This window comes from Duganella sp. CY15W (assembly GCF_009857555.1).
GTDB lineage: Bacteria > Pseudomonadota > Gammaproteobacteria > Burkholderiales > Burkholderiaceae_D > Rugamonas > Rugamonas sacchari.
This window is the reverse complement of sequence record NZ_WWCQ01000003.1, coordinates 668,729-694,430: the sequence shown is the minus strand read 5'-3', so window position 1 is coordinate 694,430 and position 25,702 is coordinate 668,729. Positions and strand designations below refer to the sequence as shown.

The 25,702-nt window shown below is 62.0% G+C and carries 16 protein-coding genes; 11 read left to right on the top strand and 5 right to left on the bottom strand.

Annotated features, from left to right (window positions below; translation table 11 throughout):
- Nucleotides 1–2 precede the first annotated feature (2 nt).
- The 5 genes from GTP58_RS18130 to GTP58_RS18110 all read right to left on the bottom strand — a co-directional run bounded on the left by GTP58_RS18130 (nt 3) and on the right by GTP58_RS18110 (nt 9,994).
- The gene (locus GTP58_RS18130; protein WP_161078627.1) at nt 3–1,364 is read right to left on the bottom strand and encodes an HlyD family type I secretion periplasmic adaptor subunit; all 1,362 of its coding nucleotides are present in this window, start codon (nt 1,362–1,364) and stop codon (nt 3–5) included.
- Nucleotides 1,365–1,367: 3 nt separating this feature from the next.
- A complete protein-coding gene (locus GTP58_RS18125; RefSeq protein ID WP_161078626.1) occupies nt 1,368–3,194 on the bottom strand; it encodes a type I secretion system permease/ATPase in 1,827 nt (608 codons plus the stop codon).
- Between the two features lie 201 nt (nt 3,195–3,395).
- Nucleotides 3,396–4,934 carry a class I SAM-dependent methyltransferase gene (locus GTP58_RS18120; protein ID WP_161078625.1) on the bottom strand — a complete coding sequence of 513 codons (1,539 nt, stop codon included), beginning with the start codon at nt 4,932–4,934 and terminating at the stop codon, nt 3,396–3,398.
- Nucleotides 4,935–5,090: 156 nt separating this feature from the next.
- Nucleotides 5,091–8,276, bottom strand: a complete 3,186-nt coding sequence (locus GTP58_RS18115; RefSeq protein ID WP_161078624.1) for a DUF4214 domain-containing protein — start codon at nt 8,274–8,276, stop codon at nt 5,091–5,093.
- A 350-nt stretch (nt 8,277–8,626) separates the two neighbouring features.
- Nucleotides 8,627–9,994, bottom strand: a complete 1,368-nt coding sequence (locus GTP58_RS18110) for a FecR domain-containing protein (RefSeq protein ID WP_161078623.1) — start codon at nt 9,992–9,994, stop codon at nt 8,627–8,629.
- 268 nt (nt 9,995–10,262) lie between these two features.
- Here GTP58_RS18110 and GTP58_RS18105 point away from each other — a divergent pair, with 268 nt between their 5' ends.
- From GTP58_RS18105 to GTP58_RS18055, 11 genes are all read left to right on the top strand, one after another.
- Nucleotides 10,263–12,119, top strand: coding sequence for a CHASE2 domain-containing protein (locus GTP58_RS18105; RefSeq protein ID WP_229215628.1), 1,857 nt, complete (start codon nt 10,263–10,265; stop codon nt 12,117–12,119).
- Nucleotides 12,116–13,327 (top strand): tetratricopeptide repeat protein, encoded by a 1,212-nt coding sequence (locus GTP58_RS18100; protein ID WP_161078621.1) that lies wholly within the window; start codon nt 12,116–12,118, stop codon nt 13,325–13,327. The genes GTP58_RS18105 and GTP58_RS18100 overlap by 4 nt, the downstream gene beginning before the upstream one ends.
- A 104-nt stretch (nt 13,328–13,431) precedes the next feature.
- Entirely contained in the window at nt 13,432–14,181 is a 750-nt protein-coding gene (locus GTP58_RS18095; RefSeq protein WP_161078620.1) for a Crp/Fnr family transcriptional regulator, read from the top strand.
- A gap of 110 nt (nt 14,182–14,291) precedes the next feature.
- Complete coding sequence (locus tag GTP58_RS18090; RefSeq protein WP_072788812.1) at nt 14,292–15,092, top strand: ABC transporter permease; 801 nt, start codon at nt 14,292–14,294, stop codon at nt 15,090–15,092.
- Nucleotides 15,089–16,327, top strand: a complete 1,239-nt coding sequence (locus GTP58_RS18085; protein WP_072788810.1) for an ABC transporter ATP-binding protein — start codon at nt 15,089–15,091, stop codon at nt 16,325–16,327. The genes GTP58_RS18090 and GTP58_RS18085 overlap by 4 nt, the downstream gene beginning before the upstream one ends.
- Complete coding sequence (locus tag GTP58_RS18080) at nt 16,318–17,646, top strand: FkbM family methyltransferase (RefSeq protein ID WP_161078619.1); 1,329 nt, start codon at nt 16,318–16,320, stop codon at nt 17,644–17,646. Before GTP58_RS18085 ends, GTP58_RS18080 begins: the two co-directional genes overlap by 10 nt.
- An 18-nt stretch (nt 17,647–17,664) precedes the next feature.
- Nucleotides 17,665–20,622 (top strand): glycosyltransferase, encoded by a 2,958-nt coding sequence (locus GTP58_RS18075; protein WP_161078618.1) that lies wholly within the window; start codon nt 17,665–17,667, stop codon nt 20,620–20,622.
- Complete coding sequence (locus GTP58_RS18070) at nt 20,612–21,811, top strand: glycosyltransferase family 1 protein (protein WP_161078617.1); 1,200 nt, start codon at nt 20,612–20,614, stop codon at nt 21,809–21,811. The genes GTP58_RS18075 and GTP58_RS18070 overlap by 11 nt, the downstream gene beginning before the upstream one ends.
- 205 nt (nt 21,812–22,016) lie before the next feature.
- The gene (locus GTP58_RS18065) at nt 22,017–24,044 is read left to right on the top strand and encodes a hypothetical protein (protein ID WP_161078616.1); all 2,028 of its coding nucleotides are present in this window, start codon (nt 22,017–22,019) and stop codon (nt 24,042–24,044) included.
- Complete coding sequence (locus tag GTP58_RS18060) at nt 24,044–24,997, top strand: glycosyltransferase family 2 protein (RefSeq protein ID WP_161078615.1); 954 nt, start codon at nt 24,044–24,046, stop codon at nt 24,995–24,997. Before GTP58_RS18065 ends, GTP58_RS18060 begins: the two co-directional genes overlap by 1 nt.
- Nucleotides 24,990–25,700, top strand: a complete 711-nt coding sequence (locus GTP58_RS18055; protein ID WP_161078614.1) for a GNAT family N-acetyltransferase — start codon at nt 24,990–24,992, stop codon at nt 25,698–25,700. Before GTP58_RS18060 ends, GTP58_RS18055 begins: the two co-directional genes overlap by 8 nt.
- The last annotated feature ends 2 nt before the right edge of the window (nt 25,701–25,702 follow it).

The following is a 25,702-nucleotide window of genomic DNA, read 5'->3' as shown; positions in this document are numbered from 1 at the left end:
ACTCAATCCTCCGACATGGCCGACTTGGCGCGGTCAAATACTGGCTTCAGCAGATAGCTCATCATGGTGCGCTCGCCAGTCTTTACAAACAACTCCACCGGCATACCGGAACGGATATCCAGTTTTTTGGCAGCGATGATCTGCTGACCTTCCTTGGTCACGCGCGCGCGCACTTTGTAATAAGGCTGACCAGTGCGCTCTTCCACCGTGCGGTCGGCAGATACCTGGATCAGCACGCCCGGAATATGCGGTGTACGGTTGGAGTTAAACGCAGAGAACATCATTTCCACTTCCAGGCCAGTATGGACACGATCAATCAGATTAACCGGCAACTGGCCTTCCACCACCAGCGCATCATCGCTAGGAACCAGGTCCATCATGTGGAAGCCAGGAGCCACTACACCGCCCTTGGTGAATACCGCCAGATTGACCACGGTACCATCGACCGGCGCCTTAATTTCCGTGTTGGCCAGCTCGTAGTCCTGACCGTCCAGGCGGCTATCCAGCGCTTCAGCCTCACGCTGCGTATCGGACAGCAGCGTACGCACCTCTTTCTGGTAGTCTTGGGTACGCTGCTGACGACGCAGTAATATTTCTGAGATCTGGCGTTGTGTACGGCCGATATTGCCGGCATCTTCAGCAATCGCGCCATTCAGCTGCACGTAGGTGCGTTCCACATCCAGCATGCGACTACGGGCCACATAACCATCCTTGGCCAGATCACGCATATTGTCCAGCTGCTCTTTCACAATAACCACCTGCTGCTGCTTGGAGGCACGCGATTCTTGCAAGCCGCTCAGTTGCGACTTCAGACCAGCCACGTTCTCCTCATAGGCGCTCAGCTCGCTTGCCAAAGCAGTGCGGCGCGAGGTAAACAGTTGGTTTTGCAGCTCCATTGCAGCGGCAATACGCGGGTCCGCCTTATTGTCCGACAGCACCGGCGGGAAAGTGAGCTTGCTCGCGCCATCGCGCTCAGCAATCAGGCGCGCTTCCGTCGCACGGGCAGCGATGAACTGCGCGCGCGAAGTTTCCGCCTGCGACTTGGCCACAGTATTATTCAAACGGACTAGTACTTGGCCAGCTTTTACTACATCGCCATCCTTGACCAGAATGTCCTGGATAGTACCGCCAGTCTGGTGCTGAATCGCCTTGCGGCTGCTTTCCTTGGCTACGGTACCAGCCATCGGCACACCTTTGTCAAGCGGAGCCAACGACGCCCACAAGATGAAGCCAAATACGCCAACGATCATGATTAGCCAGCCAATGCGGGCATAGGACGAGGCATCCGTATTAACCGCCAGAGGTGTGACGTCATGAGTCACAACTTCTGTCGCTTGATTATTCCGGGTAGTTAAATTTTGCATGGGTTACTCCTGTTCCGCAGCGCGCGCTGCTGCAGCCTGCATTTCAGCTTGAGCTTGAGCTTGAGCTTGTGCTTGTGCTTGTGCTTGTGCTTGTGCTTGGGCCTGGGCTTGTGCTTGTGCCTGTTGCTGCGCCATCATCTGTTTTTGATTTGCTTCGTTGAGCGCATTCAGCACATCCTGCGTATTACCAAACATATTGACGGTTCCGTCACGCAGCAACAGCAATTTATTCGTCGCGCCTATTGCCGATGTGCGATGCGTTATCAACACAATCGTCTTGCCGCGCTGACGCAGGTCATTAATGGCACGGATCAGGGCCGCTTCGCCCACATCATCCAGATTCGAATTTGGTTCATCCAGCACGATCAGCGAAGGATCGCCGTACATGGCACGGGCCAGACCTAAACGCTGTTTTTGACCGCCGGACAGACCAGCACCACCGTCGCCGAGCATGGTGTCATAACCTTGCGGCAAGTGCAGAATCAGGTCATGCACACCGGAACGCTTGGCAGCTTCGACCACTTTTTCTGCATCGATCTCGCCAAAGCGCGCGATATTCTCACTCACGGTACCGCTGAACAGTTCAATTTCCTGCGGCAGATAACCAATAAACGGTCCCAGCTCGGCCTTGTTCCATTGATAGATATCAGCCCCATCCAGACGAACTTTACCGGCTGCGCTCGGCCACACGCCCACCATCAGACGTGCCAACGTAGATTTGCCGCAACCACTAGGGCCAATTACGCCCAGCACATCGCCAGGGGCGATCGCGAAATTAATTCCTTTCAGCACAGCCGTAGGCACATTAGGCGGGGCGGCGGTGACGCCTTCAATTGCCAATGCGCCTTGTGGCTTGGGCAATTCCATGCCAGCTGGACGTTCTGGATTACTGGCCAGCAGCGCGGTCAGGCGTTCATAAGCGCTGCGGGTGCTGCTGTAGGTCTTCCACACGCCGATAACCTGCTGCACAGGGGCCAATGCCCGGCCAACCAGAATCGACGCGGCAATCATCATGCCCGGCGAGATTTTGCCTTCAATAACCAGCAGTGCGCCAAAACCCAGCACCAGGGACTGCAACGAAACCTGCACAAACTTGGTAGCAGACGCAATCAGGCCAGCCTTTTCGCTGGCTTCTGCTTGAAGGTGAAGGAAGCGACCATGAGTCTTATACCAGCGGTTCAGCAAGCTGGGCAGCATGCCCATGGATTCAATTACTTCGGCATTGCGGAGATTGTTCGTCGCCTGGGTGCTTGATGCGATCGCCGTAGCATTGGCTTCCGCTAATGGTTTGTGAGTAACGCGCTCATTGACGTAAGCCAGCAGCACCAGCACAGCCGTACCACACAGCGCGAACAGGCCCAGAGATGGCTCGAACACAAAAATGACAATCAGGTAGACCGGGAACCAAGGCGCATCGAAAAATGCAAACAGCGCATTCCCCGTCAGGAATTGACGGACATTGGTCAAATCCTGAAGCGCTTGGCCGGCATTGGCGCCTGTGCGCTTGAGATTTTGCTCAAACGCCGCCGTGTAGACACGTTTGTTGAGCTCCATGTCAAAGCGCGCACCTACTCGCACCAGGACGAAACTGCGGACCAGTTCCAGCGCCGACATCAGCAAATATGCGCCGATCATAATGATGGTGAGCATCAACAGCGTTAGTTCGCTGCGACTAGCCAGCACGCGGTCATACACCTGGAGCATGTACAGAGACGGTACCAGCATCAACAGGTTGGTGATGGCGCTAAATGCCCCTACCGTTACAAACGTCTTTTTAAAGGAGATCAGAACCTGCGCGATCTCGTTTTTAGGTTGAAAGATTTTTTTCATTGAGTGCATCACAGTGCGTGAGGGGGTAGCCTCCCCGGACATGCCCCATCGCTTTCAGAAAGAAAAGCGATTTGACAGAAAGCAGCATTATCTACCAAAAATAATGCCAAATGTGATTTGCGTCACATTTTTTACACAAAAAGCTATCCGCACTGTAATGTATGGACCACGGCGGAAAAGACGCCGTGGCCATCCTGTGTATCAGGAAATGATGCCTACACCCTTTAGGACAGGTAGCATTTTCTCTGCAAATTTTTCTGCCTGAGCGGTCAGTTCAGCCAACTCATCTTCGGCAGTTTCCACCATTTTCCCCTCTTTCAAGATGCGTTGCCCCTGTTGTGTAAACACGTCGGCAGCGTATTTAGCCCATTCGGCAGGCGTCTTCCGCCCCAGCGCGCGCGCCAGCAAGAACAGTTGGCCGATACGGGTAACCGTCACCGCCCCGCCCGTCACCGGGCTGGCGAGATAATTGATTTCATTGCGGCTACGCGCCACTCTACAGATATAGGAGTTGAGCTTATCGGTCTGGATACGCGCCTTATTAATAACCGCGTCTTCTTGCACTGCTTGCAAGGTATTGGCGCCCAGCAGAACAAACACGGCCTGCACCAATTGTGCAAACTTAATGTCCTGACCAACCAGCATTTGCTCGAGCTTGGCTATGGTGCGTGGTTTGTAATCGGCTAGCACATCCAGAATTGGGCAATACACTGCCTCCTGCAGCGAGGCCTCTCCCAAGCCGGCCATCACCGTCAATGCCACATCGGCCCGCGGTACCGCCAGCATCACACGCTGCTCTCGAATCTGATCCGCCTGCTCAAGCGGTGCCAACTTACGGCTGCCGCGCACCCAGTAATCACGACGGAATTGCTGGTTCACCATGAAATCCCGCACGGTTTCCTTGAACATCGGATCGGTGATCTCGTTTATCAGCGCGCGCTGCGCTTCATTCATGTTGATATTTTCAATATGGTCAAGGTAATGCGTAGAACAAGCATAGTTTAGTTTGGCAGGCTCCATCCAGCGTGCCATGTCCGCAAAGGACATAGGCAGCCAATCACGATTGAAATATTCGTGCGCCACGTAGCTACGGTTTTGCTCTTTCATCTTGTTTATCCGCTCCACCACCTGCGGATTGATGCGGCTGTAAGATGGATTGGTTGCAAACAGTTTGCTGGCAAAGTCCAGCGAATCGCCAATACGGGCGGCAATTCCTTTACCAGGCGCCCCCATCACTTCGTTGTATTCCGTCAGCAGATCACGCACAGGCACCATAGAAGCCCAGCCCGGCTGGGTGTTATAGCTGATGTACAGCACGCCTCCCACCTTTAATTTGCGGCGAATAAAGTCCACAATAATGTGACGGTTTTCATCGGAGATCCAGCTCCAGATGCCATGCAGACCAATGCTGTCAAATTCAGGCAAGTCGTCGCGCGCGCAAAACTCGGCAAAAGCCTGGTCACGCAATTGAATCTTGGCGCCCGAAGCGGTAGCCATTTCCTGCGCGAAGCCAGCCTGGCTGGGATTGAAATCGGTGCCATGCCACTCTGCCAGAGAAGCGGCGGCATGCAGATTCACACTCAGACCTTGACCAAACCCCAGTTCGCACGCATGGCCAACCTCCGGGAAGACCAGCCCGGCGTTGAGAAACGCCATCCGGATGCGCAGCGGATTCAGTTCGGTGTAATAACCATAGGTGTAGCCTATATCAGCTACATAACCAGCAGACCACTCAGACATTACCTCTCCTTGTGTGACACCACTTTAATAAAGAAAAGCCAATAGTATAGTAAGTTCAATTGAAAAAAACCCGCCTCCTGTTGCCAGGAGGCGGGTTTGTATGGAATTCCACAACAAGAGGAGCAGACCGTGCGATCCCTCCCCTTGCGGACAGAATTAACCGAAGGATACGTCGGTCAGAACCAGTGCGGTTACGCCAACCAGCTTGATCACTGCATCGGTGCCGGCGGTGTAGTTACCGTCGTTATTGGCATCGATGAACAGGTAGCTGTTCGCGCCAGCGGTTACCAGGCTCAGACCACGGTTAGCAACGCCATCGTTGAAGAAGCCGGTACCGGTGCCGATTGCGGTCTGCAGAGCAGCTGCGGTGTCAGCCGAAGCGGTATGCAGAGTGATCGAACCACGTGCTGCGCCGGTAGCGATGTTCAGCAGCGAGATATCGATCTTGTCGCTGTTCGAGGTGAAGTTATTCACGGTATCGAAGCCGGTTGCGGTATCAGCGATGCCATCAGCTGGGGTGCTGGTGTCTTTCAGGGTCAGGATCGAGTCCGAAGCCTTGGTCAGAACGATGGTGTCTTTACCGCCAGCCAGGGTCACAACGTCAGCACCTGCACCACCCGAGAACACGTCGCCTTTAGCAGTAGCGGTGTAGGTATCTACGCCCGAACCACCGATGTAGGTAACTGCACCCAGAGCTGCGCCGCCGCCGGTAGCCAGAACAGCATTGGTCACGGTGATGTTACCGGTTGCTGCGCTAGCGTCGATCTTGGTCAGGGTGTCCGACTGGATCGTGGTGATGGTGGTGCTTGCGGCGCCGGTCAGAACCAGTTTGGTTGCCGAGTCAGCGGTGATGGTGCCGATGCTGTTGACATACTTGCTAGCAGCAACAGCGCTGGTGCCTGCGGTTGCGTCAGCAACGTCAGCGGTAGCGTTCGAGATCACGTTGACGGTTTCGATGCCGGCAGCGGTGATTGCGGTCAGGCCAACTTTACCTTGTGCTACGCCGTCGTTGTTACCGTCAACAGCCGACAGGGTCAGGTTCAGCGAGTCGGCTTTGCCGGTTGCATCCTTCAGCGAGTAGATCAGCGAACCAGCAGCGGTGAAGTCGGTGCTAGCGTTAGCCACTACGGCTACGGTGGTAGCAGCGGTTGCATTGCTGATGGTGGTCGTGCCGGTCAGTGCGGTGCCGGTCAGGGTCACTGCATTCAGGCTCAGGATCGACATGTCGTAGGTACCGGTGCCGCCTGCAACTTCCAGCACTTCGAAGCCGGTGTACACTTTAGCAGCAGCTGCATCCAGCAGGGCACCGTTAGCAACAGCCAGGGTGTCGGTGCCGTCGCCGCCGTTGACTACTGCGCCAGCAGCAGCAGCGGTGCTGAATTTGTAGATGTCGTTGCCAGCGCCCAGATTGATGTTGCTCTTCGCATCCAGCGCGCCGGTTACGGTGACAACGTCAACGCCCGAACCGCCTTTGATGGTGGCTGCAGCGATGGTGCCGTCCAGAGTCACGGTGTGCTTGCCCGAACCAGCGGACATGTCCAACGAGGTCAGCGAACCCACGCCCGACAGGTCAGCGGTGAAGCTGCCAGCACCTTTAACCGTTGCGGTTTTCAGGGTGTCAGCGGCTGCCAGTGCGGTGGTGGTCAGGGTCAGCGCAGCAGCGGTGTCCACGTTCAGGGTGGTCAGAGCAGCAGCGGTCAGGTTGATGTTCGACGCGGTGCTAGCTTTAGGACCAGTTACGGACAGGTTGACGGTGGTTGCTGCAGCGTCGGTTACAACTGCGCCGCCGGTCACTGCGTTCACGCCCAGGTTCAAGGTGTGCTTAGCAGTGGTGTTAGCGACGGTGGTAGCCGAAGCGGTGTTAGCGATCGATACGGTGGTCAGTGCATCGCTGGTCAGGGTAGCAGCACCCGAGTTGCCGTTCAGGGAAACGGTGGTCAGGGTAGCAGCGCCGTTATCGGTAACGGCAACAGTGGTGCCACCGGTAACGGTAGCGCTTACCAGGCCGGTGCCGCCGCTGATGGTCACGACGCCAGCGCCTTCAGCATTGACTGCTGCGGTGGTAGCGGTGTGGGCTGCGGTAGCAGCGGTTTTCAGCGACAGGATCAGCGCCAGAGCGTCTGCGTCGGTGGTGGTTGCGTTCACAGCAGCGATGTCAGCAGCCGATACGCCAGTCGCGCCAGCGAATGCAGCTTTGATCGCAGCCAAGTCAGCGGTCGAGTTACCGGTGTTGGTGGTGTTAGCGTCAGCAGTGATAGCCGCGGTGTTGGCAGCGGTGTAGTTGGTATCTTTGGTTGCAGCAGCAGCATCAGCCACAGCCAGCGAGCTTGCCGAACCGGTGCCAGCCGAAGCTTGTGCACCCGATGCGACGGTCACGTTGGTGCCGCCGTTGACGGTCACGCCGCCAGCCGAGTTTTTCACGGTCACAGCAGTGGTGTCAGCGACGGTGATGGTTTGCGCGGTTGCACCTTTAACGTTGAACACTGCGTTGGTCAGGCCGGTCCAGCCTTTAACGTTAGCAGCATTGCCAGCCAGGTTGGTGGTGGTCGAGGTCACAACCAGGTTTTCGATGTTTTTCACCGAAGTTGGCAGGGACAGATCCAGCGCAGCCGACAGGCCGTCTTTATCAACCGAGAACAGGTTCAGGGTATCGGTACCAGCGCCGCCGTCCAGCTGATCCAGAGCCGACAGGGTGGTGGCGTTACCGTTGAAGGTGTCGTTACCTTTACCACCGGTGAAAGCAGCGCCTGCGTCAACGCTGGCGGTCAGGGTGAAGGTTTGTGGGGTGTTCAGGGTGCCTTCGTGTGCAGCAGCGGCGTTAGCAGCCACGGTCTGCAGAGCGGCAGCGGTGGTAGCAGCAGTCAGGCTTGCGTCGGTGGTAACGCCAGCCAGCCATGCTTTAACCACGTTGTTAGCAGCAGCGCCGTCGTAGCCGCGGATTTCATCAGCGGTGTCCAGCGAGGTGGTGAAGGTGGTAGCAGCAGTCACCTTGTTGTTGATCGATACCAGGTCATCGTTTTGAGCGGCGCCAGCGATGGTCAGCACGATGCTGCCGAAGGTTTCGGTACCAGCTTGCAGTTTGCCTGCCCAGTACACCAGGCCAGCTGCTTCAGCGTGACGGCCGAACAGGTTCAGGTAGATCGAATCCACCAGGTCCAGGTTCGATTTGCCAGCGTAGGTGTCTTTGTATTCTTGCGAAGCCGAGAAACCAGCAGCGATCTGCGAGATCGATGCGCCGGTGTTCAGCCAAGCTTGCAAGCCCAGTGGATCTGCTGGACGGTTGAAGTACGCTACGTACAGGGTTTGGATATCAGTCGCGGTTGCGGCGGTAACGGTAGCCATTGAATAACTCCTAAGGATTAATAAATTTTCTGCTTCGCAGCAATGAGCTTGCAGTACTACGGCAGCCATAATGGCAGAAGCTTGCACAGCTTTATGTGACAGCCATCACACGAAACTGCGGAATCTTCTTATTTTCATAGGTTTTTTCTATAAAAAAGTGCGAGAAGCATTATGGGAGAAGCTTATGGGGAAATCAATAGTGCTCAGCGCTTAATGTATAACCAGCTACAACATTCATTCCCGCAGGATTAATGAGGGTTTTAGTATATTTAAAAAAAGAATATCGGCGCGCTCAAATGAAAAGGCAAAAAAAATGCCGCAAAAGCGGCATTTTTCTATTTCGCAGCGACCTACTTGGTCCAGTAAGTGACGCCGTTGGCCGTGCGCTTTTCATCCAGGCGTGAGTTGAATATATAGGCAGCGTTATTGTTGGCGCCGAGCGCACCACTGACAGCCATATTGGTCCCTTGAACGAATACCATACCGCCGCTCAATTCACCGTTGTTACCAACGAAACCGTTAGCCTGCAACTTAAAGGTCTGACCACCATTGAGCAAATCAAATCCGGTGTTGAAAGTGCGTTTATCAAAGTTCACTTGCAACTGTCCGTTTTGCAGTGTGGCCGCACTAGCCAACTGAGTCTCATTGTTCATTACGAAAGCCTCGCTGTCACGCAGCACGAAGCCGACCATACCTTGCTGCGGCACTTCCCAGTCCGCCCCTTTGGTACGCACGATGGTGTAATACGAGTTATACGCCACCCGCTTACCACCAGCTGCCAGCAAGGGCGCAGTGTCAATGGTCGGCGCCTGTTCGGCCACGACTGCCCAGCGTCCCCAAACGAGCTCGCTAGGCGGTGCCGCTGGCGGCGTCACCACTGGCGGATTGGTAATGATTTCAGTCGGTGGCACAGTCACAGTCGGCTGATCGTTCTTGGTCGAAACGTTGTTACGCACTTGCTGTATCACGAGTGCCGCCTTTTGCGCATCCAGGCTCGGTTCGCTGAGCGCCTGGCCGCCGCCACTCTTGCCGGATGGCTCATCACTGCGTGGTGGCGACACCGCATCTGGCGCCGAACTACCGGTGCTCAGCAACTGCGGGGCAGTCTCGCCGCGTTTCACCTTCAGCATCTGGCCGCCCTGACCAGCCGCCAGCTCGCGGCTGGCCGTGTGTTCGCATGGGCCGCCGCCGGTTGGCAGGCAGGCGCCGCCAAAGCCGCTGACCACGATTGCGCCCGACAGCACGGTCACGCTCGAGCTTTCCTGGTCGGTAAAGACGGTAAAGTCGGTGCCGCGCACGCCGATGGCGGCCACGGGCGTATTGAAACGGAAATTCTGGCGCGCCTGTTTGACGGCGGTACCGGAAACACTGCGTGCTACGCCGGAAAGCAATTCCAGCTTGACGTGGGTATTGGACGGCACCTGGCGGTCCACATGGTAGGCCACGATGCGCGCACGGCTGGCCGGGCGCAGGATCAGCAGGCCGTCGTCCGCCGTTTTCAGGTAGACATAGCCATCCTTGCCGGTGCTCAGCTCCTGGCCTTCCTGGACCGCATCGTTGAGCGCGGCACGGCGGCTGTCGGCATAGACTTCACCGGTAACGAAAACAATGCGGCCCGCCTCGCCCGCATACGCGTTGGCGCCCACCAGCAGGGCTGCGCCCAGCGCAAAGCCTTGCCAGTTGCGCAGCAGATTATTCGGCGAAAGTTGAGACCACATATTCATTACTCCTTTTGGGCACATTTTGCGGCCAGCGTGAAAAAAATCCTGTGATGCCCGTCACATTCGCACGCAGACCCTTTACTCTAAGCTACACTGTAGCCTGTCAGTAAGCCCCCAGCTACCGCTGTTACTGTTTTTCACTATTTGTTACACATTTGTGGCCACTCGCATTTCTTAGCAACAAGTTATACTTGCTGACTAGCCAATAAATCCAACGCCCTACCCTGCCCCGAATGACCTGTTTGCATCGATGAAGTTGCCTTTTTTGCCACTCTCAATTTCAGCCGCCAATCTGCGTCGCGTGATCGCGCTGGCAGCGTTGCTGCTGGCCGTCGGTGGACAATGGCAGCATAGCGGGCTGGCCTGGACCAGTGCCGACGAGTGGCTGCGCGACCAGTTGATCCTGCGTCAGGCTTCCACCCAGCAGGAGCAGCGCATCGCGGTCATTGATATCGACGAAACCAGTCTGGCGGCAGCCGGCCCATGGCCTTGGCCACGCGAACGCATTGCCAGCATGATCGAGCAGTTGCTGGGCGCCTATGGCGCGCGCGGCGTCGCCCTCGACCTGGTGATGCCGGAGCCGGCCGATGCCGGCGGCGATACGCGGCTGGCCATGCTGAGCCAGCACGGCCCGCTGGTGCTGCCCCAGGCATTTGACTACAACGGCAATATGCCGCTGCGCGTCGGCCAGCTGGCTGGCGGCACGCCCGCCCCCAAAACAGGCGACGCCGTGCCGGCCAGCGGCTACATCGCCAATCATGCCGGTCTGGCGCAAGCTGCCCACATTGGCAATATCGGTTTTTTGCCCGATCCGGACGGCGTGATCCGCCGCCTGCCCATGCAGACCTGGTTTGATGGCCGCACCTATCCTACGCTGTCGCTGGCCCTGCTGGGCTGCTGCAGCGCGACCAGGCCGGCGACTTCCGGCCCCACGGGCGGCATGCAGCAGGGCGATGGCCTGCGCCGCCTGCCCTACCGGCTCAAATGGGACGCCTATGTGGTGATCCCGGCCAGCATGATCCTCGACCTGAGCGCGCCTGCGGACTTGCTGAAGGACAAGCTGGTGCTGATCGGCTCCTCGTCGCTGGGCCTGGCCGACCGCGTAGCGACACCCTTGTCGGCCTCGACCAGCGGATTGCTGGTCCACGCGGCCGCGCTCACCGCCCAGCTCGACGTGCGCGCCGGCCAGGCGCCCGCCTCCTGGCCGGGACGCCTGATTGCGGTCCTGTTTGCCGGCGCCACGATTGTGCTGTGCGTCTGGGCAATGCCACGCAAGTCGGCACTGGTGAATGTCGCCGTGCTGGCCGGCGCGTCGGCGCTGTGGCTGGTGTTGTGCTGGTACATGGCGCCGCATGACGCCGTGTTTGGCATCAGCGGCCCGCTGCTGGGCAATCTGTTCCTGCTGGCCGTGGGCGTGCCATTTGCATGGCAGCAATCCCAAGGCCAGTCGCGCCGCCTGCTCGATACCTTGCGCCAGTACGTGGCCGACGCCGTGGTCGATGAATTACTGCGCAACAATCTGCTGGACCCGCTCAAACCCAGCCACTGCGACGTCACCACGCTGATTGCCGACATGCAAGGCTATACCAGCCACGTGGCCGCCTTGCCGCTGGAACAGGCCGCCGAACTGACGCGCGCCTTCCTCGATTGCCTGACCGGCCCGGTACTGGCCGCGCGCGGTACGCTGGACAAGTTCACCGGTGACGGCCTGGTGGCGTTCTGGGGCGCGCCACTGCCGGTGCCGGACCACGCCGACCAGGCGCTGGACGCCGCCGAAGCCATCCAGGCCGGCATGGCCAAGTTTAACGCTGCGCGCCTACGGCAAGGTCTGGCGCCGGTGCGGGTCCGCATCGGCATTGAAAGCGGGCGCGCCATGGCCGGCGATTTCGGCTCGGCCGCACGCAGCATTTATACTGCGGTCGGCGACAGCGTCAACGTGGCATCGCGGCTGGAGACGGCCGCGCGCGATCTGCCACACGACGTGATTATCGGCCCTGGCACTGCGGCGTTGTGCCAGCGCCACCGGCTGCGCCATATCGGTGAGCTCACTTTGCGCGGCAAGGAGCATCCGACTACTCTGTATACCCTGGCAGCGCCAGCGCTGCAACAAGGAGTTTTGTGAAGAAATACCTGCCTGCCCTGCTGGGTGGATTACTGTTCGCCGCCATTGCCTGCGCTGAGGAAACGCCGGTGGAGGAGGACTTGTACCTGTCAGCCATGCAGTCGATTGCCGACGGCCGCCGCGCCGACGCCAGCCTGATCCTGGAACGGCTGATTGCGCGCGGCCCGCAGCATGCCGGCGAATGGCTGGACCTGGCAATGATCCAGTGCGCGCTGGGCCACGACGCCGACGCCGAAGCGCTGTTCGCGCGCATCGAGCGCGATTTCCAGCCGCCGCCTGGCATCCGCGACATCATCGCCCAGCAACGCGAACAGGGCTGCTACCGCTGGAAGGCGCAGACGCTGTGGAACGTCACGGGCGCGCGCGGCTACGACAGCAATGTCAATCAGGGCGCCAGCACGCCTTACTTCACCGACAGCAACGGCATTCCGCTGGAACTCTTGCCGGAATACAAGCCACACAGCGACCATTACAGCGTGGCGTCGGGCGACTACCTGCGCGAGATCACGCCCGACGGCGACCTGGCTTTTGCCCAGGCACACCTGCGCCAGTACGACCGGCAGTCCAGCTATAATACGGCGTCGCTGTTTGTCGGTGCCGAGCATCCATGGCAGGCGGGCCGCTGGCAGCTGCGCAGCACCGGCTTGCTGGGCGCGCTGACGCTGGGCGGCGTGCTGTACCAGGAACAGGCGCAAGTGCAATTGCGCGCCGCGCCGCCGTGGAAATTGCCGAAGGGTTATGATTTCAGCCTGCTGGGCAGCGTGTCGCGCACCAGTTATAAAACCCTGGCCCATTTCGACGCCACCACCGTCGAGCTGCGCAATATGCTGGGCTACCGGAATGACACCACCCAGGCCCAGTTCGCAGTGGGCTACCAGCGTGACCTCGGCAGCGACCTGCGTCCTGGCGGCGACCGCAGCGGCTGGTCGGCACGGCTGTACGGCCGGCGCGTCGTCACGGACGCCTTGCAGGCGGAGCTGGAACTGAGCGGCCAGCGCTGGACCGGTGCCAGCGTGTATTCGCCCACGGTGATTGATGTGATACGCAAACAGAACAATGTCGTGCTGCGCGGTGTGCTGAGCTATTCGCTGCAACGTAACCAGACCCTGCAGCTGGAATGGCGCGAGGTCCGGAACCGGGAGAACATTCCAATCTTCCAGTACGATGCCCATCAGATCCAGTTGAGCTGGCGCTGGTCCAACCTGTGACAGCTGCAACAAACTGCAACAATTCGCCGCTTCCTGGGTGAAATTGTGTATAAGTAACGTTTTAGGCGTACGGCTTGCCAGTCGCCGCCACGAGTTCAACACTGATGACAAAAGCAACCGACACCGAACAGCTGGCCCCGGCCCCTGCCGAAGGCAACGAGGCGTCTGCGCAGAATGTGCAGGTACACCTGCGCCGGATTCCGCTGCTGGCCGGCCTCAGTGATGAGGAAGTGCAGCGTCTCAAACCCGAGCTGCGCTTCCGCCAGTACAACAAGCGCGACATCGTGCTGCAGAAAGGCGCGGCCGGCGACGGCCTGCTGTTCCTGCTGTCGGGCCAGCTGCAAGTCATCGACGTCACCGAAGATGGCCGCGCGATCGGCCTGCGCATGCTGGCGCCGGGCGACTTCTTTGGCGAGATCGCCGTCATCAACGGCTCCCAGCGCACCGCCTCGGTGGTGGCCATGAGTTCGGTGCTGGTGGCGTTCCTGCCGGCGCCGGCGGCGTTGCACCTGTTCTCGCACTCGCCTTCGGTGGCCAACCTGATGCTGCGCCACCTGGCGGCCAAGATCCAGCGCGATTCGGAATTCCGCTCGCTGCTCAGCATCAACAATACCTCGCGCCGCATCTACACCTACCTGGTGCAGATGAAGAGCGCGCCCGAACAGCCCGGCGAGCCGGAGGTGGTGAAGAACCTGCCGACCCACCAGGACATCGCCAATATGATTAACACCAGCCGCGAAACCGTGACCCGCGCACTGACTTCTTTGGTGCAGCAGGGCATCATCCAGAAAGGCAGCCAGGGTCTCATCATCGTCGATCCGCAAGGCCTGCAAAAGCTGGTCGAAGGCCCCTGAAGCGCAATGTATAATTGCGCGCTTTTTTGCCGACGCAGTCCGCGCGGCGTCCCACTGTCCCCAACCATGACACCACACACCCATTTCCACCGCGCCCCGGGAGTCCGAGCATGATCGTTCTCGGCCGCCTGCGCAACATCGCCAGCTACCGCGGCTTCATCCTCGGCAGCGTGCAGCGCGAATTCCAGTCCAAATACCGCAACTCGATCCTCGGCGCCGCGTGGACCGTGCTCAATCCGCTGGCGATGATCGTGGTCTACACCGTGATCTTCTCGCAGGTGATGCACAACCGCCTGGCCGGCAGCACCTCCGCGTTCGGCTACAGCATCTACCTGTGCGCCGGCGTGCTGACCTGGAACCTGTTTGCCGAAATCACCAGCAAGGCACAGAACGTCTTCATTGAAAACGCTGGCCTCATCAAGAAGATCAACTTCCCGCGCATCTGCCTGCCCATCATCGTGGTCAGCAATGCGCTGCTGAACTTTGCCATCATCTTCACGCTGTTCACGCTGTTCCTGGTGTTCTCGGGCGACTTCCCGGGCTGGCCGTATGCCGCCATGCTGCCGGTGCTGCTGCTGGAAATCCTGCTGGCGATTGGCCTGGGCATGATACTGGCCGTGCTCAACGTGTTCTTCCGCGACGTCGGCCAGTTCTTCTCGATCGCGCTGCAGTTCTGGTTCTGGTTCACGCCGGTGGTCTACCCGGCCAACGTGCTGCCCGAAGGCGTGCGCGCCTGGCTGGCCTGGAACCCGATGGTGCCGGTCATCGCCGCGTTCCAGGACATCCTGGTACACCAGCGCGCGCCTGACTGGGCCAGCCTGCTGCAACCGGCCGCCGTGGCGGTCATCCTGTGCCTGCTGGGCATGCAACTGTTCCGCAAGCGCGCGGGAGAAATGGTAGACGAACTGTGAACGGCAGCATCCGCGTAAATCATCTGGGCAAGGCTTACCGCCGCTACCACAGCCACCGCGCCCGCCTGCTCGAATGGCTGATGCCGTCGCGGCCGCGCCACGAAACCATCTGGGTCCTCAAGGACATCAGCTTTGCAGTCGCACCGGGCCAGGCGCTGGGCATCATCGGCATCAACGGCGCCGGCAAGAGCACGCTGCTCAAGCTGATCACGGGCACCGTGGCCCCCAGTACCGGCAGCGTCACCATCAACGGCCGCGTGGCCGCCATGCTGGAACTGGGCATGGGCTTCCACCCCGACTTCACGGGCCGCCAGAACTGCTACATGGCCGGCCAGCTGCTGGGCCTGACCGTGGATGAACTGGACCGCCTGATGCCCGAGATCGAAGCGTTTGCCGAAATCGGCGAATACATCGACCAGCCGGTGCGCGTGTATTCCAGCGGCATGCAGATGCGCCTGGCGTTCAGCGTGGCCACCGCGCGCCGTCCCGACGTGCTCATTGTCGACGAGGCGCTGTCGGTGGGCGACGCCTACTTCCAGCACAAGAGCTTTGAGCGCATCCGCGGCTTCCGCGCCGAAGGCACCACCCTGCTGATCGTCTCGCACGACAAAGGCGCGATCCAGTCGGTGTGCGACCGCGCCATCCTGCTCGACCGCGGCCGCGTCAGCAAGGAAGGCACGCCCGAAGAAATCATGGACCTGTACAACGCCATGCTGGCCGAACGCGAAGGCGACAACGTGCGCCAGGAAACGCTCGACAGCGGCAAGGTGCAGACCATTTCCGGCACCGGCCAGGCCACGGTGGAACACGTCGCCCTGCTCAAGGATGACGGCGAACCGGCCGAGGTGCACGGCACCGGCACCAACGTCACGCTGGAAATGCGCGTGGCGATCCACGACGACCTGCCGGAAATGACGCTGGGCTACCGCATCAAGGACCGCCTGGGCCAGAACATCTTTGGCACCAACACCTTCCACAAGCTCAAGCCGCTGACCAATCTGCGCGCCGGCCAGCGCCTGACGGTGCGCGCCAGCTTCCCGCTCAACCTGGGGCCAGGCAGCTACTCGGTGGCCACCGCGCTGCACAGCAGCGACAACCACCTGACCGCCAACTATGAGTGGCGCGACCTGGCGCTGGTGTTTGAAGTGATGAACCTGAAACACAGCTATTTCGAGGGCTGCACCTGGCTCGATCCGGAAATAGCGATCGACCACGGAGACGCGCCATGCGCCTGATATCCTACGCCGCCCATTTCGAAGACCTGATGCTGTGGCGCGCGCTGCGCCAGATCGAGCACGGCCAGTACCTCGACGTCGGCGCCGGCGACCCGCTGGCCGGCTCGGCCACGCAGCTGTTCTATGAACGCGGCTGGCACGGCATCAATCTGGAACCGGCCTACACGCCGCTGCGCCAGCTGCGCATCGCGCGCCCGGCCGACATCAACCTGCAACTGGCCGCCGCTGCGGCCGAAGGCACGGCCGATTTCTACGAAGTGCCCAACACGCCGCTGTCGACGCTGGACGCCGCGCAGGCCGAAGCATATCGCGCGCACGGCCAGGACGTGGTGCTGCGCCAGGCCGCGCTGCGCACGCTGGACCAGGTATGCGCCGAGCACCTGCAAGGCCCGCTGCATTTCGTCCACCTGGGCATGGCCGATCCGGCCGCCGCGCTGGCTGGCTTTGACCTGCAACGCTGGCAGCCGTGGCTGGTAGTGCTGCGCGCGCACGCCGGCGCCACCCAGCCGGCGCTGCAGGCGGCCGGCTACACGCTGGCCTACCAGGACGGCTGGAAGCAGTACTACGTGGCGCCGCAACAGGCGGCGCTGGCCGCCGCGCTGCAGCTGCCGCCGAATCCGGACGACGGTTATATCCTGGCCGAAGGCCACCCCCACAGCTTCCCGCTGACCGCGTGGCAGCAACGCACTGCGGCGGCCGAAGCGGAAGCCGCCACCTCGCGCACCTGGGCCCAGGCCCACGTGGCCGAGTGGAAGCACAAATACGGCCAGCTGGAACAGCAGCGCGCGCGCGCCGACGAGCTGGCCCGCGAACTGAACCAGGTACGCGGCATGGTCGAAGAACAGGCTGGCCGTCTTGAACACGACCGCCAGCACTACCTGGAACAGCGCGCCATCATGGACCAGCGGCTCGTCAACGAACAGGCGCTGGTGCAAGCAGTCGAAGCGCGCGAGGCAGCGCTGCTGGCCAGCCTGTCATGGCGCATCACGCGTCCGCTGCGCCAGGGCAGCTTGATGCTGAGCAGCGCTCCGGGCTGGCTGCGGCGCCTGCCGCGCCGCCTGGTCAATGGCGTGCTGCGCCGGATCAAGCGCTTGCTGGGCGCCATGGTGCGCTATGTGATCGCGCGTCCGCGCCTGTCGTTCTTCCTGCGCCGCGCGCTGATGCGTGTGCCGTTCCTGCGTGCGCTGGCCATCAAGCTGTACCTGCGCGCCAAGACCGCGCCGGCGGAAGAAGTCGCCCTGCCGCCTGACCTCAACCAGCTTCCGGACGCCGCGCGCCGCATGTTTGCCGACCTGCGCCGCGCCGCGCCTCACTCCTGATCTTCGCGAGTCCCTCCCATGCGTATCGTAATTGACCTGCAAGCCTGCCAGGGTTCCAGCACACACCGCGGCATCGGCCGCTATTCCATGGCGCTGCTGCAAGCCATGCTCAAGCGCGCCGGCGGCCACGACCTGCACATCGTGCTCAACAACCGCTTCCCGGACAGCGTGACGCGCCTGCGCCAGACCCTGGGCGAACTCATGCCGCAAGAGCAGATCCACGCCTATGAACTGCCCGGGCCGATCTATGAGCACCAGGCGCAGAACCACTGGCGCCTGCACGCCGCCGAGCAGCTGCGTGAACACTTTCTGGCCAGCCTGAAGCCGGACGTGGTGCACATCTCCAGCCTGTTTGAAGGCGTGGGCGAAGATATCTGCGTCTCGGTCATGCACAGCCGCAACCGCTTCGACACCGCCGTCACACTGTACGACCTGATCCCGCTGATCCGCAAAGGCCCTTACCTGGCCGACCCGCATGTGGCCAGCTGGTACTACCGCAAGCTGCAAAGCCTGAAGAACGCCGAACTGCTGCTGGCCATTTCCGGCCACTCCAAGCAGGAAGCCATGGATGCGCTGCAACTGCCCGACCACCAGGTGGCGAATATCTCGTCGGCGGTGGACGACATCTTCGTCCCGCGCCGCCTGTCGGCCGAAGCCGAGCTGGCGCTGCGCGAGCGCTATGGCCTCAAGCGCAAGTACATCATGTACACGGGCGGCATCGACTACCGCAAGAATATCGAGGGCCTGATCGAGGCCTACTCGCTGCTGCCGGGACCGGTGCGCGCGGCGCACCAGCTGGCCGTGGTGTGCAATGTGCCCGACCACGACCGTCTGCGTCTGCAGGCGCTGGCGTCCAGCTTCCGCCTGGCGCCGGACGAGCTGGTGCTGACCGGCTTCGTGCCGGATGACGACCTGGTGTCGCTGTACAACCTGACCGACCTGTTCGTCTTCCCGTCGCTGCAGGAAGGCTTCGGCCTGCCGGTGCTGGAAGCCATGTCCTGCGGCGTGCCCGTGATCGGCTCCAACAACAGCAGTATTCCCGAAGTGCTGGGCCGCGCCGACGCCATGTTCGACCCGACCAAGGTCACCGCAATCCGCGACAAGATGCTGCAGGTGATCGAGCAGCCGGACTTTGCCAATGTGCTGCGCGCGCACGGCCTCGAGCAATGCAAGCAATTCTCGTGGGACGCCAGTGCACAGAAAACCCTGGCCGCGTTTGAACAGCAGCACGCGCGCCGCCAGGACGCCGCCCGCGTGCAAGTGCCGGCGGTGCCGGTCTCGGCTCCACGGCCGCGCCTGGCCTATGTGTCGCCGCTGCCACCCGAGCGCACCGGCGTGGCCGACCAGAGCGCCGAACTGCTGCCGGAACTGGCGCGCTACTACGACATCGAGGTGGTTGTGCAGCAGCAGGAAGTGGAAGCCGGCTGGCTGCTGTCCAACTTCCCGGTGCGCAGCGTCGACTGGTTCGAGGCCAACGCCAGCCGCTATGACCGCGTGCTCTACCACTTTGGCAATTCCGGTTTCCATGCCCATATGTTCGGCCTGCTGCAACGCCACCCGGGCGTGGTGGTGCTGCACGATTTCTACCTGAGCGGCGCGGCGCACTACCTGTCCTCGCTCAAGCACGAACTCAACGCCTACGCGCGCATGCTGTACGAGTCGCACGGCTACCAGGCACTGATCGAGGAACTGCAACAGGGCCGCGAAGCGTCGTTCTACCACTATCCGTGCAACCGCGCGGTGCTGGACCACGCGCGCGGCATCATCACCCACTCGCGCTATTCGCAGCAACTGGCGGCGCGCTGGTATGGCGCCGATGCGGCGGCCGACTGGCGCTACATCCCGCTGCTGCGCGCCCTGCCCGGTCCGCTCGACCGCGCCGCCGCGCGCGCCCAGCTGGGCCTGAGCGACGACGACTTCCTGGTGTGTTCCTTCGGCCTCATCGCCATCACCAAGTGCAACGAGAAAATCCTCGAAGCCTGGCTCAACTCGACGCTGGCGCAGGACGTCAATAGCCGCCTGGTGTTCGTCGGCGAAAACAATGTCGGTCCGTTCGGCGACGCGCTGGCCGCGCGCATGGCGGGCCAGCACAATGTGCAGATCACCGGCTTTGTCTCGATGGAGATGTTCCGCACCTATCTGGCGGCGGCCGACTGCGCGGTGCAGCTGCGCAGCCGCTCGCGCGGCGAGACGTCCGGCACCATCCTCGACAGCATGGCCTACCGCCTGCCGACCATCATCAACGCCCACGGCTCGGCGGCCGAAATGCCGGACCAGGTGGTGGTCAAGCTGCCCGACGAATTCAGCGACGAGGAGCTCAGCGCCGCCATCATCCAGCTGCGCGATGCGCCGGAGCGCACGCGCGCACTGGTCGAGCGCGCGGCCGAATACATGCAGCGTGTACACCACCCGGCTGCGATTGGCGCCGCCTATCACGACGCCATCGAACACTTTGCCCGCCACAGCCCGCGTACCCAGTACGACACGCTGATGCGCCGCCTGGGCGAGATCAGCGTCAGCGCCACCCCGACCGAGCACGACTTCGTCAAGGTGGTGACCGCGCTGGCCGCCAACACGCCAACCGCCGGCGTGCCGCAGCTGCTGGTGGACATCAGCGATATCGACCAGGACAGCGCCGCCCAGGCTGTACTGCTGGCCCTGCTGCAGGCGGCGCCGGCCGGCTACCGCGTGGAACCGGTGCTGCGCATCGACGAGTACTACCAGTACGCGCGCAGCAAGACGCTGGCGCTGATCGGCCGCAGCGACATGGTGCTGGACGACGCCGTCGCCGACATCAAGCAGCGCGACAGCCTGCTGGTGCTGGCCGGCGCGACGCCGCCGCAATGGCTGCACAACCGTGGCGTCACCGTGCTGGCGCAGGCCGACCTGGCGGCGCTGCTGCCGCCGGAGCACGCCGCACTGACCGCCGCGACCGCCGTCAGCACCGCCGCCGAAGGGACTGCCGATGCACACTGAGGCGATGCCGCAATTGCTGGTTGACCTGTCGGAGCTGGTGCGGCATGACGCCCGTTCCGGCATCCAGCGCGTGGTGCGCGGCATGCTTCAAACGCTGCTGGCCGCGCCGCCGGCCGGCTACCAGGTGCGGCCGGTGTACGACGCCGGCGGCTACTATGCCTACGCCGGCACCGAAACCGATGACGCCGGCCAGGCGCGCTATGTGCCGGCCGCCGCCGGCACGGACACGCCGCTGCAGGTGCGCCCAGGCGACCTGTTCGTCGGTATCGACCTCAGCATCGAAAGCGTGGTGCGCAACCAGGCCGTGCTGGCCAGCTTGCGCCAGCATGGGGTGCGCCTGTACTTCATGGTCTACGACCTGCTGCCGGTGCGCCAGCCGGCGTGGTTTGTCGACGGCCTGGCAATCGCCTTCGGCCACTGGCTGCACGCGGTGGCAGCGCTGGCCGATGGCCTGATCTGCAATTCCTACGCCACCGCCGACGACCTGCTCGCGTGGCTGGACGAGCATCCGCCCCAGCGCGCGCAAGCGCTGCAGATCGGCTGCGCCGCGCTGGGCGCCGACCTGGCTGCCACGCTGCCCAGCAGCGGCATCAGCACCAGCGAGGCGGCACTGCTGCCGTTGCTGGCGCAGCGGCCGACGCTGCTCATGGTCGGCACGCTGGAACCGCGCAAGATGCAGGGCCAGGTGCTGGAAGCGTTCGAACAGCTGTGGCAGCAGGAACAGGATCTCAACCTGGTCATCGTCGGCAAGCCCGGCTGGCGCATGGAAGCGCTGGCGGAGCGCCTGCGCGCGCACCCGGAACAAGGCCGCCGCCTGTTCTGGCTGGAGCGCGCCAGCGACGAATTGCTGCTGCATTTGTACCAGCACAGCAGCGCCCTGCTGGCCGCCTCGCAGGGCGAGGGTTATGGCTTGCCGCTGATCGAAGCGGCCCAGCACGGCCTGCCCGTGGTGGCGCGCGACCTGGCAGTATTCCGCGAAGTGGGCGGCCAGCACGCCTGGTACTTCCACGCCGACGATGGCGCGCAACTGGCCACCGCGCTCACCGACTGGCTGGCGCTGCACGCGCAGGGCCAGGCGCCTGCTTCGGGCGGCATGCCGCGCCTGGACTGGGCCGCCAGCACGGCGCAGCTGCTGGCCTGCGTGGTGGATGGCCGGTGGTATTGCCGCGCTCCGGTGAAATTGCCTTAGGCTTACAAATTATCACAATTTAAGCGCCCGGTTCACAACCGGGCCGTGCCGCGCAAAGCCAGCAATCATGCGGGTTTGCGCGGTTTCCCGCACGCTCCGCAGAGACACCGTCAAATTGCCGATTTCGCAATGGTGCTTTATACTGGCGGATACTTTTACCTATTTTTACCTCACGCCTATGCTCCCACGCCTGGTTCAATCTGGGATGCTGACCAGACGCTGGTTACCACTGCTCCTCGGCCTCAACCTGCTGCTGCTGGTCTTTTACCTGCTGATGGACTACCAGCTGGCGTTCCAGTCGGATTCCGCCGTCAAGAATTTGCTGGCACAGGAAATCTACGAGACCGGCCAGTATTTCCCGCTCGAATGGAACTACGTCAACCATGACCTGTGGGTGTTCTATACCCAGACCTTCATCATTCCCCTGCTGCCGTTCTTCCACAACGGCTATCTGCTGCACGTGGCGTCCGACCTGGTTTCGGCCACATTGATCCTGTACGGCAGCTGGCTGCTGACCGGTCTGCTGGAACAAAGCCGCCTGGCGCGTCTGCTGAGCATGCTCGTGATGTCGGGCGGCATGTCATTCATCATGGCCGAGCACATCTACGGCCAGGCCGCCTACGGCTCGATGTACTACATGGCCTGCTTCCTGATCTATGCCTACTGGTCGTTCAGCCAGGCTAGCGGCGGCAAGCGCCTGTGGTGGGGCGGCGCCACTGCGGTGCTGACGCTGCTGGTGTTCTGGGCCAATCCGCAACGCGCGCTGCTGTTCTACGGCCTGCCGCTGCTGGCGGGCGGCGCCGTGCAACAGGCGCTGGAGTGGCGCGCCGCGCGCGACGAGCGCCGCGCGGTGGCATGGCGCCAGGCCCAGGCCATGGGCGTGGTCCTGCTGGGTCTGATAGCAGGTGTGCTGCTGAGCAGCTATACGCTGGGCCGCGTCAACAGCAGCCAGGGCCTGACCGTGGTGCACTGGCTAAGCCTCAACAGCATGCAGCAAAACCTGCTGGGCGTGTTCAGCGGCATGATGAGCCTGTTTGATGGCATCCCCAACCCGCAGGGCAAGGTGGCTTCGCTGGCGGGCGGCTATGCCGCGCTGCGCCTGATCGGTGCGCTGCTGATGCTGCTGCTACTGCCGTGGGGCCTGTGCAAGGCGCTGCAGCCGCGCCGTGGCCCGCGCCAGCTGGTGGTGGTGTTTGCCGCCGTCTCGTTTGCCGCCAACCTGTTCATCATGCTGGCCACCTCGGTGGCGGACATGAATGCGCCAGACGCCTCGATCCGCTACCTGGTGCCGTCGCTGCTGTACATGCTGCTGGTGCTGGTGGGCCTGCTGGTGGACCGCCGCGCACTGCCGCCGACCACGCGCACCGCCGGCCTGGTGGCCATTGTGCTGCTGGCCACCAGCGCACCCACCGCGTATCTGTACCCGTTCAATGAAAACCCGCACATGGGACGCGAAGGCCTGATCCTGAAAACGCCGGATCAGCAGCTGACCCGCTTCCTCAAAGACCAGGGGCTGCAATACGGCTATGCCACGTTCTGGAACGCCGGCAAGAACACGGTGCTGTCCAGCGGCGCGGTGCGCCTGCGGCCGGTCGAATTCGACCATGGCTTGCCGCTGCCGACCCGCAAGCTCAGCTCCAACCGCTGGTACACGCCGGAAGCCTGGCAAGGCCCGACCTTCCTGCTGCTGCGCGACAGCGAGATGCCGCTGCTGGACCAGGCCCTGCTGGCCAGCCAGGCGGGCCAGCCACGCGTGCTGCGCTACCAGGACGCCAACATCCTGGTCTACCCGCACAACCTGGCGGCCGTGCTGCCCGAGTGGGACATCGCGGTACGCCAGCCGGTGCGCTACAGCATGAATGAGAAGACACTGCACGAACGCGGCACGCTGGCCGACGGCAGCATCACCGCCCAGCCTGGCGAAGCCGGCACGCTGCACTTCGGCCCGATGCGTATGCTGGGCGCGGGCAGTTATGCGGTCACCTTTGATCTCGACACCAGCGGCGATGGCCAGGGCGACTACGGCATGCTGGACGTTGTCACCCAGTCCGGCCACAAAGTTCATGCGCGCCAGCAGGTCACCACCGCTGGCAAGCAGCACATCACGCTGTGCTTCAGCACCCCGAATACGCTGGACATGGTGGAGTTCCGTGTCTTCAGCTCGGGCCGCGGCCGCTTTGCCCTGAACGGCATCGACGTCGTGCGCATCCCTCAAGTCCAGGAGAAACCGTAATGCAAGCAGTCCCCCTGATCTCGGTCGTGGTTCCGGTCTACAAGGCCGAGAAAATGCTCGACGAGTTATACACGCGCTTGCGCGATGCAATCGAAACCATCAGCCCGAACTTTGAAATCGTGCTGGTGGAAGACTGCGGCGGCGACCGCTCGTGGGACGTCATCGAACGCCTGTCCAAAGCCGACCCGCGCGTGGTCGGCCTGCAGTTCTCGCGCAACTTCGGCCAGCACTACGGCATCACGGCCGGCATGGACCAGTGCCGCGGCGACTGGGTGGTGGTGATGGACTGCGACCTGCAGGACGCGCCGGAAGAAATCCCGCGCCTGTACGCCAAGGCCCAGGAAGGCTACGACGTGGTGCTGGCCCTGCGCGGCGAGCGCCAGGATCCGCCGCTCAAGCGCCTCGGCTCATGGCTGTTCTACCGCATCTTCAGCTACCTGGCCGACATCGACTTCGACGGTGACAGCGGCAACTTCCGCATCATGTCGCGCGCCGTGGTCAACAACTTCAACCGCATGCGCGAGCAGCTGCGCTTCTTTGGCGGCCACGTGCAGTGGATGGGTTTCCCCACCACCGGCATCCGCGTGCAGCACGCCGAACGCGCCGAGGGCAAGTCCACCTACACCTTTGCCAAGCTGTGGAAACTGGCGGCCGATACCATCATCGCCTACTCCGACAAGCCGCTGCGCATGGCCGCGCGGCTGGGCATGAGCATGGCCGCCGTCTCGCTGGCGTTCGGCCTGTACCTGCTGATTTCCTCGATCATCCACCGCTCGCCGATTGCCGGCTGGTCCAGCCTGATCGTTTCGCTGTACTTCATTGGCGGCCTGATTATCGGCATCCTCGGCATCATGGGCGTGTACCTGGGCAAGGCCTTTGACGAAACCAAGAAGCGGCCGCTGTACATCGTGCGCCGCATGACCCCCAACGCCGCGGAGATGCCCGATGACTGACGCCGTTTCCCCGTTCCTGAAAAGCGCGCCATGGGATGTGGCAGCACTGGGCTATCCGGCCTGGGAACTCACTGAATACTCGGCAGCGGCGCTGGCGGCAGCAGACACGGTGGCCGGCCACCAGACCGTCAAGCTCGACCCGCTGGCCGACAAGGGCCTGCTGCATCAGCATGGCTTTTACTACGCCGACACGCTGCTGGAAACCGTGGCCACGCGCGAGCAGCTGCGCGCGCTGAAACCGCTGGACGGCCACAATATGTCGGTGGCGGCCAAGATCGTCAGCATCCGCCGCGACTTTGACCTGGACGCCATGCTGGCCATCTGCCATGGCGCGTTTGCCCATGGACGCTTCCACCGCGACTTCCAGGTCGATCCGGCCGCCGCAGCACTGCGCTACGACAACTGGCTGCGCCAGCTGGCGGCAGCGGACCAGGTGGTGGCGCTGTACGCGCAAGACCAGCTGGCCGGCTTCATCGGCTACCACGGCAATGCGCTGGTGCTACACGCCGTGGCGGCCGAGTTCCGTGGCCGCGGCCTGGCCAAGTACTGGTGGCGCCAGGTCATCGTCGAGCTGCTCAACGCCGGCCACGACACCGTCACCAGCTCCATCTCGGCCAGCAATCTGGCGGTGCTGAACCTGTATGCCACGCAAGGCTTCTCGTTCCGCCATCCGCAAGACATCTACCACCGTATCGTCAAGTGAGC